Annotated in this window: 10 protein-coding genes and 1 tRNA gene; 9 read left to right on the top strand and 2 right to left on the bottom strand. The window is 36.7% G+C overall.

Annotated elements, in window-relative coordinates:
* Complete coding sequence (locus G9H65_RS04655; protein WP_166374171.1) at window positions 1-714, bottom strand: DUF1003 domain-containing protein; 714 nt, start codon at window positions 712-714, stop codon at window positions 1-3.
* A gap of 116 nt (window positions 715-830) precedes the next feature.
* Between G9H65_RS04655 and G9H65_RS04650 the strand changes: the two genes are divergently transcribed.
* Window positions 831-904: transfer RNA gene (locus tag G9H65_RS04650), tRNA-Ile, on the top strand.
* Between the two features lie 115 nt (window positions 905-1019).
* The gene (locus tag G9H65_RS04645; protein WP_166374170.1) at window positions 1020-2333 is read left to right on the top strand and encodes an FAD-binding protein; all 1314 of its coding nucleotides are present in this window, start codon (window positions 1020-1022) and stop codon (window positions 2331-2333) included.
* Window positions 2334-2349: 16 nt separating this feature from the next.
* On the opposite strand, the gene G9H65_RS04640 is transcribed toward G9H65_RS04645, so the two are convergent.
* Window positions 2350-4455: an outer membrane protein assembly factor BamB family protein gene (locus G9H65_RS04640; protein ID WP_166374169.1), complete on the bottom strand. Its 2106-nt coding sequence runs from the start codon at window positions 4453-4455 to the stop codon at window positions 2350-2352.
* Window positions 4456-4671: 216 nt separating this feature from the next.
* On the opposite strand from G9H65_RS04640, the gene rhaT reads away from it, so the two are divergent.
* From rhaT to G9H65_RS04605, 7 genes are all read left to right on the top strand, one after another.
* Entirely contained in the window at window positions 4672-5721 is a 1050-nt protein-coding gene (gene rhaT, locus G9H65_RS04635; RefSeq protein WP_166374168.1) for an L-rhamnose/proton symporter RhaT, read from the top strand.
* Window positions 5722-6753, top strand: coding sequence for a GntR family transcriptional regulator (locus G9H65_RS04630; RefSeq protein WP_166374167.1), 1032 nt, complete (start codon window positions 5722-5724; stop codon window positions 6751-6753). It abuts the gene before it with no gap.
* Between the two features lie 120 nt (window positions 6754-6873).
* On the top strand, window positions 6874-8277 hold the full coding sequence (leuC, locus tag G9H65_RS04625) for a 3-isopropylmalate dehydratase large subunit (protein WP_166374166.1): 1404 nt from the start codon (window positions 6874-6876) through the stop codon (window positions 8275-8277).
* A gap of 20 nt (window positions 8278-8297) precedes the next feature.
* Window positions 8298-8888, top strand: a complete 591-nt coding sequence (gene leuD / locus G9H65_RS04620; protein WP_166374165.1) for a 3-isopropylmalate dehydratase small subunit — start codon at window positions 8298-8300, stop codon at window positions 8886-8888.
* Between the two features lie 25 nt (window positions 8889-8913).
* Window positions 8914-10407: an alpha-isopropylmalate synthase regulatory domain-containing protein gene (locus G9H65_RS04615; protein WP_166374313.1), complete on the top strand. Its 1494-nt coding sequence runs from the start codon at window positions 8914-8916 to the stop codon at window positions 10405-10407.
* A gap of 18 nt (window positions 10408-10425) precedes the next feature.
* Entirely contained in the window at window positions 10426-11499 is a 1074-nt protein-coding gene (gene leuB / locus G9H65_RS04610) for a 3-isopropylmalate dehydrogenase (RefSeq protein ID WP_166374164.1), read from the top strand.
* A 51-nt stretch (window positions 11500-11550) separates the two neighbouring features.
* Window positions 11551-12048, top strand: coding sequence for a YdcF family protein (locus G9H65_RS04605; protein ID WP_166374163.1), 498 nt, complete (start codon window positions 11551-11553; stop codon window positions 12046-12048).
* Window positions 12049-12052: the final 4 nt, after the last annotated feature.

Here is a 12052-nt window from a genome sequence, read left to right as displayed (position 1 = left end):
TTAGCGGACTTTCTTATCTTTTACCAAATTGGTTATTTCATTTAACATTTCAACTTGGATATTTTGTATTTCAAGTAATTCTTGCTGCTGATGGGTCATTAAATGATCTATTTTTTCGTTTAATAATCTGATTTCCAATTCAGACTTCAAATTAATTAAATAATCCTTTTTGGATCTTTCTCGGTCTCTTTCTTCCTGTCTATTTTGGCTCATCATAATCACTGGAGCTTGTAAGGATGCAATGCAGGATAAAATTAGATTTAAAAGAATGAACGGATAGGGGTCAAAGCCTTGGTTTAAAAACAAATAGACATTGGCCAATATCCACAAGGCTAAAAATACGAAGAAGGAAATGATAAAACGCCAACTTCCTCCAAAGGATGCAACTTTATCGGCAATTTTTTGCCCTAATGTCAATTCCCCAAAGTCCTCCATATCCACCGCTTGGGTAATTAGACGGTGGTCAGCTTCATTTTTCAAAACTATTTGTTCCAAGGCTGTTAAGTCACCCGTTTCTTTTTTGAGGAAGTCCGATAAATAGATTTGTCTAAAAATGTTTAATTCAGTTAAGGCTAAATTACTTTCATTTGAAAAATTGGGATAGTCCTTTTGAATTAACTGTAAGATACCCTCTTGGATATTGCTTCCATTAACTAATTCAGAAATTGGATATATTTTCTTGGATAAATCGCTGATAAAGGTTTTTGTTTTCATTGTTAAACTTGGAGTTTAGCCATCCAGATTGAACCTTAAATTATAAATTTATAAAGGAAATTAGTTAAAAAGCTCTTGATTATTTAATTTTGCAGCTCGTTGAAGCAATTCAATGCGGACTTGTAGCTCAGTTGGTTAGAGCATCTGACTCATAATCAGGGGGTCCATGGTTCGAGCCCATGCTGGTCCACCCCAATTAAAAAGCAATACCTTGTAAACGGGGTATTGTTTTTTTTTGTTGACAAAAGATCTTTATCGATATTTATTTTATTGTAATTTGAAATTATTGAACAAAAAACAATAACATGAACCGTCAAGAATTTATCAGGCATTCTAGTTTTCTATTTATGGCAAGTCAATTTCATATTCCTTCTATTTCAGAAACCAATTGGGCGGGGAATTTGACTTATTCTGCTAAAAAGATAGTACGCCCTACAAGCATTGAAGAATTAAGAAAGGAAGTATTAGCAGCTAAACAACCCAAGGCATTAGGCTCCAAACATTCGTTTAATACCATTGCTAATACAAATGATACACTGATTTCTACCTCCAAATTGGACAAATTGATTTCGATTGATCGTCAAAAGATGTGGGTTTGGGTGGAAGCAGGTATCAAGTATGGAACGCTTGGTTTATTATTAGATCAAGCAGGTTTTGCATTACATAATTTAGCCTCCTTACCACATATTTCAGTGGCCGGGGCATGTGCAACAGCCACTCATGGTTCAGGTGATAAAAATGGTAATTTATCTTCGGCAGTACGCGGGCTTGAAATCATGAAAGCCGATGGAACCTTGGAACGTTGGGAGCAAGGCCATCCTGAATTTAATGGCATCGTTGTCAATATTGGTGCTTTAGGTATTGTTACCAAAATGGCTTTAGCTATTCAACCCAAATTTGAGGTAAGTCAGTTTGTCTTTGAAAATTTATCGATGAATCAATTGAAAGACCATTTTGATGAAGTTTATCAAGAAGGATATTCGGTCAGTATGTTTACGCATTGGGAGAATAAGAATATCAATCAATTGTGGATTAAAAAACGATCAGATGCAAAAAATATTCATCCTGTAAATCGCTATTTTGGAGCAACAGCTGCGACCACTCATTTGCATCCAATTAAAATTAATTCTCCTATTAATTGTACTGACCAAATGGGAGTTGCGGGCCCTTGGTACGAACGATTGCCGCACTTTAAAATGGGTTTTACACCTAGTAATGGGGCTGAGTTACAATCAGAATACTTTGTGCCTAGAAAATACGCCTTTCAAGCCATCATGGCCATTGAAGCGATTCATTCCATTTTTTTACCCTATTTATTTGTTAGCGAAATTAGAAGTATTGCAGCAGATGAATTATGGTTAAGTCCTGCATATCAACAAGATATGATTGCCATTCACTTTACTTGGAAACCTGATTCCAAAAATGTGATGAATGTATTACCACTAATTGAAGCAGCATTAGATCCTTTTGAGGTGAAACCTCACTGGGGGAAATTATTTACCATGAGTCCACAAAAATTGCAATCTAGATACCCCAAATTCAAAGATTTTCAAGCCTTAGCCAAACGCTTGGATCCAAAAGGACAATGGCGAAATGACTTTTTGAACAGATACTTATAAGTTGAATTACTTTAAATTAAGGTAAAGCAAAAGCTATATATTGATTGTTTTTTGGGGTACCTAATTTGGTGCCTCCACAAGCTATGACGATATATTGCTTACCTCCAGCCATATAAGTAGAAGGCGTGGCAAATCCAGCTGCTGGTAAATAGGTTTCCCAAATTAGTTTACCCGTTTTTGTTTCAAAAGCTCTGAATTTTCCGTCTTTGGTGGCTGCTATGAAAAGTATTCCATTGGCTGTAATCAATGGACCGCCATAATTTTCAATCCCCGTATTTTTGATTCCTTTTTTGGCTAATTCTAGATCCTCTCCTAAAGGTATTTTCCATAAATATTCTCCCGAATTCATATCGATGGCATTTAAAGTACCCCAAGGTGGTTTAATTCCAGGCCTACCTTGTGCATCTAAGAATTTATTGTAGCCAGCCATTCGAAAGGGTATTTTAGCCTTTGCTATTGTATTTTGACTACTTATTTCTTGTTTATCTTCGTTACCTAAAAACGACAAAATGGATTCGATCTCATTAATTTTTAATTGAGTAAATCCAGGCATCATTCCTTTTCCTTGTTGGATGATTTGCTTGACGAATACTTTATCTCTTCTTTTAAAAATATCCACTAAAGAAGGATAACCACTTAAAGAATTCCCTTGTAATTCAGCCCCATGGCAGTTTTGGCAATAGTTTTGGTAAAGTCTTTTAGCGTTACTTATTTTTAGTTTTTCCTTTTCCGCTTGATTCTCCATTTTTTGAACCCAAGCCATTTCATTGCTGTTTACATAGATTATTCCTTTTTCAGGATCAGCTGCGGAGCCTCCCCATTCTCCTCCACCATCAAAACCTGGAAATATCAGTGTACCTACTTCACTGGGAGGAGCATAAAAGTCCTTTTTGAATTTTTTCAGCTGTTGACTTAATTCTTCTTTGTTTTCGGCGAATGGACTTACATCTAGATGGCTGATTTCAAATGACTGTCGAGCATAGGGTGCTGGTTTACTGGGATATGGTTGGCTAGGCCAAGGTTTCTCCCCCGCTAATCCTCGTGTTGATACTTTCTTTTCCAAGATGGGAAAAAGTGCTTTTCCTGTAGTTCGATCGAATAGAAACACAAAACCTTGCTTCGTAATTTGCGCCACAGCATCAACGTATTTTCCTTGATTTTTTACTCGGATTAAATTGGGAGGTGCTGGTAAATCCCGATCCCATAAATCGTGGTGAGTAGTTTGAAAATGCCACAGACGCTTTCCTGTTTTTGCATCCAAGGCTATCAAACAATTGGCAAATAGGTTACTTCCGGGTCTATTTCCTCCCCAAAAATCATATCCAGCTGAGCCAGTAGGAACGAAAAGTATGCCTCTTTTTTCATCGACCGCCATTCCTGCCCAATTGTTGGCTGCACCCACATAGGTGTTTTTATAGGCATCTTTAGGGAAACTGTCATATCCATATTCACCTGGGTAAGGAATGGTGTGGAACGTCCAAACTAATTTACCTGTCCTAACATCAAATGCCCGAATATCACCTGGCGCCGCATCTTCTCCTTCAGAAAGTCGTAAGGGCATGATGATTAAATCCTGATAGATGGTGCCGGGAGTATTGGAAAGTAGAAATTTGTTTTGGGCAATTTTAGGTAATCCTGTGTGTAAATCTATTTTGCCACCTTGTCCAAACGATGGTATGGGTTTTCCGGTTTTAGCATCTAATGCCCATAAATTGGGCCCTGCTGTGTATAAAATTCTAGCTTCATGTTCATGGCTCCAATAAGAAACGCCCCGACTTGTACTGGCCCAATTTTTTAATGGATCTCCAAATCGCCAAATTTCTTTTCCGGTGGCGGCATTTAAAGCAAAGGCTTGAACGGAGGCATTAACACCATATAAAACTCCATTAATGATGATCGGATTAGCTTGAATTTGACCAGAATCACCACTAGCATAGCTCCAGGCTACTTTCAATTGTTTCACATTTTCTAAGGTAATCTGACTTAATGTGGAATAATGGTTACGGTCTGATCCACCTAAATAGGATGGCCAATCTTCATTGGATGGTATAGTTAAAAAAGAACTGCCCAAGAGAAATATCAATAAACCTAAGGCTGAAAGATGGGGTATTTTGCTTTTCATAGGCTTAATTTAATAATAAATAGTACTTTCATTAGCCTGCCTTGAATTGTTTTTATCAATACTTCTGTTACATTAGCAAGCTAAATTTGAGGTAATACTCCTGATTTGATTGATTAAATGGTTAAACATAGCGCTTATATAAAAGATCAGAGATTAGAATTGTTTCACCTTTGGCTTTAGAAGAAAAGAATTTTAAATTAATAATAATTAGATCAAATGGGTTCATTATTAGGTTTGTTGTTTCACAGTTTGGGAGGCTTCGCTTCAGGTAGTTTTTATATTCCTTACAGAAAGATTGAAGTTTGGTCTTGGGAAAGTGCTTGGATTGTAGGGGGTGTGTTTTCATGGATATTGGTACCTTTTGTGGCGGCCTATTTGACCATCCCTGATTTCATGCAAATTATTCAACAAGCTAATTCAAGTACATTATTCTGGACTTATGCCTTTGGTGTATTATGGGGAATAGGTGGTTTAACCTTTGGTTTAGCCATGCGTTATTTGGGAATGTCATTGGGAATGTCCATTGCCTTGAGTTTATGCAGCATTTTTGGAGCCTTAGTGCCACCAATTTACCGTGAGTTTTCAGGTATGGAAGGGATTACCTTTTCTCAAATTGCTGGTAGCACGGGAGGTAGACTGGTATTGTTGGGAATAGTGGTGTGTATTTTCGGTATTTATCTGTGCGGAAAAGCAGGTATGATGAAGGAAAATGAATTATCCGATGAACAGAAAAAAGAAAGTATCAAAGAGTTCAATTTAGTCAAAGGCTTAATTGTCGCTACCATTTCAGGCTTATTAAGTGCTTGTTTTAATTTTGGGATAGAAGCAGGTAAATTGATGGCCAATGAGGCTATTGTTAAAGGTTGTGATCCTTTATTTCAAAATAATGTCATTTTCATCGTAGTACTTTGGGGAGGATTTACTACCAATTTCATTTGGTGCATGTATTTAAATTACAGCAATAAGTCATTTGGCGATTACTTAAATACCAATTCTCCATTACGCAGAAATTATACGTTTGCAGCTGTAGCAGGTACTACCTGGTTTCTTCAATTTTTCTTTTATGGAATGGGTGAAAGTAAATTGGGCAATGGGGCAAGTTCTTGGATTTTACACATGGCTACCATTATTTTAACATCGAATTTCTGGGGTCTGTATTTCAAAGAATGGAAAGGTGTTTCAAAACAAACATTAAGGACAGTTATGGCAGGAATTGTTGTAATTTTGGTCTCAGTTATCATTGTAGGTATCGGTAATTCTTTATAAATGAGTCATTCTAATATTCTTGATGTTATCCATATCGATGAGTTTTCATCTACTCCTAAATACCAGCAGCTTGCTAATTCCATCATAGAAGGTATTCGCAATAAGCGGATTAAAAAGGGGGAAAGTTTACCATCAATTAATGAAGTTAGTTTTGAATACTATATCTCTCGCATAACGGTAGAGAAGGGTTATAACTATTTGAAATCCAAAGGAGTAATTGATTCTGTCAGAGGAAAAGGTTTTTTTATTAAAATAGATAAGCTACCAGTAGATTTTCGTATATTCTTGTTGTTCAATAAGTTAAGCGGACACAAGAAACTGGTATATGATTCCTTTGTGGAAGCCATGGGTGAAAATGCCACAATAGATTTCTATATCTACAATAACGATTTCAACTTATTTAAAAAGATTATTCAATCAAGAGATCGTGATTATTCTCATATTGTGATTATTCCTCATTTTATGGAAGGAGAGCAAAGTGCCAAAGAATTGATTAATCAATTACCCAAAGAGAAATTGATTTTATTGGATAAATTAATACCAGGTATTCAAGGAAATTTTGGGGCCGTGTATGAAAATTTTGAAAAAGATATTTACTCCGCTTTAATTCAAGCAAAAGATGATTTAAGTAAATACCATGTTTTGAAAATGATTTTCCCCAATACATCGTATTATCCTCAAGAAATTGTTACTGGTTTTACTAATTTTTGCCGAGATTTCGCCTTTGATATGGAAATAGTATCATCGGCTAGTGCCATAACACCCGCTGTGGGTGAAGCCTACATCAACGTGATGGAAGACGACTTAATTATGTTATTGGAAAAGGTATTGGAGAAGGAATTAATTCTTGGTGAAGATGTTGGTTTAATTTCCTATAATGAAACACCATTAAAAAGGTTGTTGTTTAAAGGTATCAGTACCATGTCCACTGATTTTGCTCAATTGGGAAGAACAGCAGCGGAAATCATTAAAACAAATTCAAAAGTACACATTGAAAATCCTTTCTGTCTTATTTCAAGAGCCTCTTTATAGTTCATCTTTTGCCAAATTTTATATGGCAAATCTCTGCTTTTGAGCAATTAAACCTTTGAATTTCCTGAAAAAAGTAGCATTTTTGTAGCTTGATTTAGGTATTTATTTAATTCTATTATAATGAGCAAAACTCCCAGCACCCTTTTTGATAAAGTTTGGGACTCTCATGTCGTTCGTAAGATCGAAGATGGTCCAGACGTTTTTTTTATAGATCGTCACTTCATTCATGAAGTAACTAGTCCTGTTGCATTTTTAGGTTTAGAGACACGAGGTATCGGTGTATTATTTCCTGAAAAAACTTTTGCTACGGCAGATCATAATACGCCAACCATTAACCAGCATTTACCTGTTGAGGATCCTTTATCTGCGAATCAGTTGTTACAGTTAGAGAAAAATACAAGTAAATATGGTATTTCGCATTGGGGTTTGGGAAATCCAAAAAATGGTATCGTTCACGTAGTAGGGCCAGAAAATGGTATTACATTACCGGGTATGACTATTGTTTGTGGAGATTCACATACTTCTACGCATGGTGCTTTTGGTGCTATTGCCTTTGGTATTGGTACATCTGAGGTAGAAATGGTGCTTTCATCGCAATGCATCATGCAGCCTAAGCCTAAGAAAATGATTATTAACGTCAATGGTACCCTAGGAAAAGGAGTAACACCTAAAGACGTGGCTTTATACATCATTTCTAAATTATCAACTTCTGGTGCCACAGGTTATTTTGTAGAATACGCTGGTGATGTATTTAGAAATATGTCCATGGAAGGTAGAATGACCGTTTGTAACCTTTCTATTGAAATGGGTGCTCGTGGTGGTATGATAGCTCCAGACCAAACAACGTTTGACTATATAGATGGCCGTGAATTAGCGCCTAAGGGTGCTGATTGGGATAAGCAATTAGCTTATTGGAAAACGCTAAAAACAGATGATGGTGCCGTATTTGATCTGGTAATCAATTTTAATGCATCGGATATTGAGCCCATGATTACCTATGGAACTAATCCCGGTATGGGCATGGGTATTTCTAAGCACATTCCAAAAGCCACGGATGTAGAAGGTGGTGTCGCTACTTATGAAAAATCCTTAGATTATATGGGATTTGCCGAAGATGATGCCATGATTGGGAAGAAAGTAGACTATGTGTTTATTGGTTCTTGCACAAATGGTCGCATCGAGGATTTCAGAGCCTTTGCTTCTATTATTAAAGGTCGCAAAAAAGCAGAACATGTTACGGCCTGGGTTGTACCAGGTTCACACATTGTGGAAAAACAAATTAAGGACGAAGGTATTTTTGAAATCCTGACTGATGCAGGATTTGAATTACGTCAACCAGGTTGTTCGGCATGTTTAGCGATGAATGATGATAAAATTCCAGCTGGAAAATATGCTGTAAGTACTTCCAACCGTAATTTTGAAGGACGCCAAGGACCAGGTTCTCGTACCTTATTGGCTAGTCCATTAGTCGCTGCTGCGGCTGCCGTAACCGGTGTGGTTACTGACCCAAGAGAGTTTTTATAAGTTGTTTAAATTAGACCATTATGGCTTACGATAGTTTTAGTGTATTAAAAAGTTCTGCCGTTCCATTACCCATTGAGAACGTAGATACAGATCAAATCATCCCAGCTCGTTTCTTAAAAGCAACGGAGCGTAAAGGATTTGGAGATAATTTATTTAGAGATTGGAGATACGATAAAAATGATCAACCCAAAGCTGATTTCGTATTGAACAATCCAACATACCAAGGAAAGATTTTGGTAGGAGGGAAGAATTTTGGTTCAGGAAGTAGCCGTGAGCATGCCGCTTGGGCTATTTATGATTATGGATTTAGATGTGTGGTTTCTTCTTTCTTTGCTGATATTTTTCGTGGAAATGCCATTAACGTAGGAATCTTACCTGTACAAGTAAGTCCAGAGTTTTTGCATCTCATTTTTGAAGCAATTGAAAATGACCCTAAGGCAGAATTTGAAGTGAATTTAGAAGAACAACGCATCAGCATTGTTTCTACCGGAGCTTCTGAAAGTTTTGATATCAACGGTTATAAAAAACATAATTTATTAAATGGTTTTGACGACATAGATTATTTACAAGCTATGAAAGACGAAATCGTATCCTTTGCTTCCAATCGATAATTCCTTGAAACGTCATATTGAAATCATGGATACCACCCTTCGCGATGGTGAACAAACCAGTGGGGTATCCTTTTCTGCTAGTGAAAAATTAACCATAGCTCAATTGCTATTAACTGAATTAAAAGTTGATCGCATTGAGATTGCCTCGGCACGTGTGTCGGAAGGCGAATTTCAAGCTGTGAAAAAAATCACAGAATGGGCCAGTAAAAATGGTCTTTTGGATAAAGTGGAAGTATTGACTTTTGTGGATGGTGGAACATCTGTCAACTGGATGTTAGATGCTGGTGCCAAAGTGATGAACTTATTGACCAAAGGGTCTTTAAATCATTTGACGTTTCAATTAAAAAAGACACCTGAACAGCATTTTAGTGAAGTTGAAGCGACTATCCGACTTGCCATTTCTAAGGGCTTAAAAGTAAATGTCTATTTAGAAGATTGGTCAAATGGAATGCGTAATTCAAAAGATTATGTGATTTCCTACCTTGATTTCTTGAGCCAATTACCAGTTGATCGTATTTTGTTGCCCGATACCTTAGGCATTTTGATACCTTCTGAAGTAGCATCTTTTATTTCTGAATTAGTTACACGTTACCCTCATGTTCATTTCGACTTTCATGCACACAATGATTATGATTTAGGAACAGCCAATGCCTTAGAAGCGGTTAGAAATGGAGTTCATGGACTTCATTTAACAGTGAACGGCATGGGAGAAAGAGCGGGAAATGCTCCTTTAGCTAGTGTGATTGCCGTGATTAATGATTATCAAAAAGAGGTTGAAGTTTCAGTTGAGGAGAAATCATTGTACTCTGTAAGTAAATTGGTGGAGACTTTTTCTGGTTTCAGAATACCAGCCAATAAGCCTGTTGTAGGTGAAAATGTTTTTACTCAAACCGCAGGAATTCACGCAGATGGTGATAAAAAGAATAATTTATATCACAATGATTTAATGCCCGAACGATTCGGTCGTGAGCGTAAATATGCTCTAGGTAAAACTAGTGGTAAAGCCAATATTGAGAATAATTTATTGCAATTGGGTATCCAACTCTCAGATGAAGATTTGAAGAAAGTAACCCAGCGTATTATTGAATTAGGAGATCGCAAAGAAGTTGTAACTCCGAATGACTTACCTTATATCATTTCGGATGTATTGGATAGTTCGACCATCGAAGAACGGGTTCAAGTATTGAATTATGTGTTAACGCATAGTAAAGAATTACGCCCTTCTGTAACTTTGAAAATCTCCATCGACGGAAAAGTTTATGAAGAACATGCCCAAGGGGATGGTCAATATGATGCTTTTGTGAATGCTTTGGAAATTATATTCCAAAAGAATGGTAAGAAATTGCCACAACTGAAGGATTATGCAGTTAGGATTCCGCCCGGAGGAGATTCTGATGCACTGTGTGAAACCATTATAACTTGGTCTCATCAAGGTAAAGAGTTAATTACCCGTGGATTAGATTGTGATCAAACGGTTTCAGCCATTAAGGCAACCCAAAAAATGTTGAATTTGATTTAGTAACATACAATAATACAAATGGCTAAGAAGCATATTTTAATTGTTCCAGGTGATGGAATTGGACAGGAAGTTACCGCTGTAGGTAAAAAAGTTTTAGACAAAATTGCAGTACGATTTAATCATGAGTTTACTTATGATGAAGCTTTAATTGGTCACGTAGCTATTGAAGCTACCGGAGATCCACTTCCTGCTGAATCATTGGAAAAAATGAGAAATTCGGATGCCGTTTTATTTGGAGCAGTAGGTCATCCAAAATACGACAATGATCCATCTGCAAAGGTGCGTCCAGAGCAAGGATTATTAAAAATGCGGAAGGAATTGGGTTTATATGCCAATTTACGCCCTATTAAGTTATTTGATGAGCTTTTAGGAGCTTCTAGTATAAAACCAGAAATCCTTAAAGGAGCAGATATTTTGTTCTTCCGTGAATTAACTGGTGATATTTATTTTGGAGAAAAGGGACGTAAAAATAATGGTGATACAGCCTATGATGTCGCTGAATATAGCCGTTATGAAGTGCAACGAATTGGTCGTAAAGCTTTTGAGGCTGCTAGAACCCGTCGTAAAAAATTAGTTTCAGTAGACAAGGCGAATGTATTGGAATCTTCACGTTTATGGAGAGAAGAAATTCAAAAATTAGCTTTAGAGTACCCTGATATCGAAGTAGAATACCAATTTGTGGATGCTACGGCCATGATTTTAATTAAAGAGCCAACGCGTTTCGATGTAGTAGTAACAGCAAATTTGTTTGGTGATATCTTGACCGATGAAGCTTCTCAAATCGCAGGATCTATGGGAATGCTAGCTTCAGCTTCTATTGGTGATGGTACGGGGGTTTATGAACCAATTCACGGATCAGCTCATGATATCACAGGTAAAGGTTTAGCCAATCCAATGGCATCTGTTCTATCCGCTGCTTTATTATTGGATATTTCTTTTGGTATGAAAGAAGAATCAGAAGCCATCATTTCAGCGATTGATCAAGTTCTGAAGAAAGGTTTCCGTACACGTGATATCGCCGATAAAACCACGGATCCATCTATGATTTTAGGGACTGATGCCATCGGAGAAGAAATTTTAAAATTGCTTTAATTGGCCACATTATTTAATAAATTTAGGTCTCCAATTTGGAGACCTTTTTTTATGAACTTTCAAGAAGTATTGTTGGTGTTAGGTTCTCCCAATTCACCCGATGGTCAATTAGGTGCTATTGCCATAGATCGTGTCAATTATTGTTGGGAAGAGTATCAAAAAAAAGCCAGACCCATTTTATGTACAGGTGGATTTGGTGCACATTTTAATACCAGTCCTTGGGCACATTCTACTTTATTGAAAAATAAGTTAATGTCCAAAGGAGTTCCTGAACATTCATTTTTACCTTCGGCTTTATCTGCCAATACGGTGGATGATGCCGTAAAAAGTAAATGTGTATTAGTTGATTACCCTGTAAAATCTTTAGTTATTATTACATCAGCTTACCATGTTGCTCGTGTAGAATTAGTCTTTGATGAAATTTTGTCTAATTTTTCAAAACAATACATAGGCATAGAGCATTTAATAGAAATTCCAGAATTAGAATCTTTAAAAGCACATGAAGAGCAGGCAATTCAACAAATAAAATGGAAAGGATTATATTATTAAATCA

Origin of the sequence: Aquirufa ecclesiirivi, from assembly GCF_011250515.1 — a bacterium.
In the GTDB taxonomy this organism is placed as follows: Bacteria; Bacteroidota; Bacteroidia; order Cytophagales; family Spirosomataceae; genus Aquirufa; species Aquirufa ecclesiirivi.
The sequence above is the reverse complement of the archived record's forward strand: the minus strand, read 5'-3'. Positions and strand labels throughout refer to the sequence as shown.

Excerpts from the sequence above, each read along its gene's own strand:
- G9H65_RS04630 (WP_166374167.1), top strand. The coding sequence starts at position 5,722 with ATGAGTCATTCTAATATTCTTGATGTTATCCATATCGATGAGTTTTCA.
- leuB (WP_166374164.1), top strand. The coding sequence starts at position 10,426 with ATGGCTAAGAAGCATATTTTAATTGTTCCAGGTGATGGAATTGGACAG.
- G9H65_RS04605 (WP_166374163.1), top strand. The coding sequence starts at position 11,551 with ATGAACTTTCAAGAAGTATTGTTGGTGTTAGGTTCTCCCAATTCACCC.
- leuD (WP_166374165.1), top strand. The coding sequence starts at position 8,298 with ATGGCTTACGATAGTTTTAGTGTATTAAAAAGTTCTGCCGTTCCATTA.
- G9H65_RS04655 (WP_166374171.1), bottom strand. The coding sequence starts at position 714 with ATGAAAACAAAAACCTTTATCAGCGATTTATCCAAGAAAATATATCCA.
- rhaT (WP_166374168.1), top strand. The coding sequence starts at position 4,672 with ATGGGTTCATTATTAGGTTTGTTGTTTCACAGTTTGGGAGGCTTCGCT.
- G9H65_RS04640 (WP_166374169.1), bottom strand. The coding sequence starts at position 4,455 with ATGAAAAGCAAAATACCCCATCTTTCAGCCTTAGGTTTATTGATATTT.
- G9H65_RS04645 (WP_166374170.1), top strand. The coding sequence starts at position 1,020 with ATGAACCGTCAAGAATTTATCAGGCATTCTAGTTTTCTATTTATGGCA.
- G9H65_RS04615 (WP_166374313.1), top strand. The coding sequence starts at position 8,914 with ATGGATACCACCCTTCGCGATGGTGAACAAACCAGTGGGGTATCCTTT.
- leuC (WP_166374166.1), top strand. The coding sequence starts at position 6,874 with ATGAGCAAAACTCCCAGCACCCTTTTTGATAAAGTTTGGGACTCTCAT.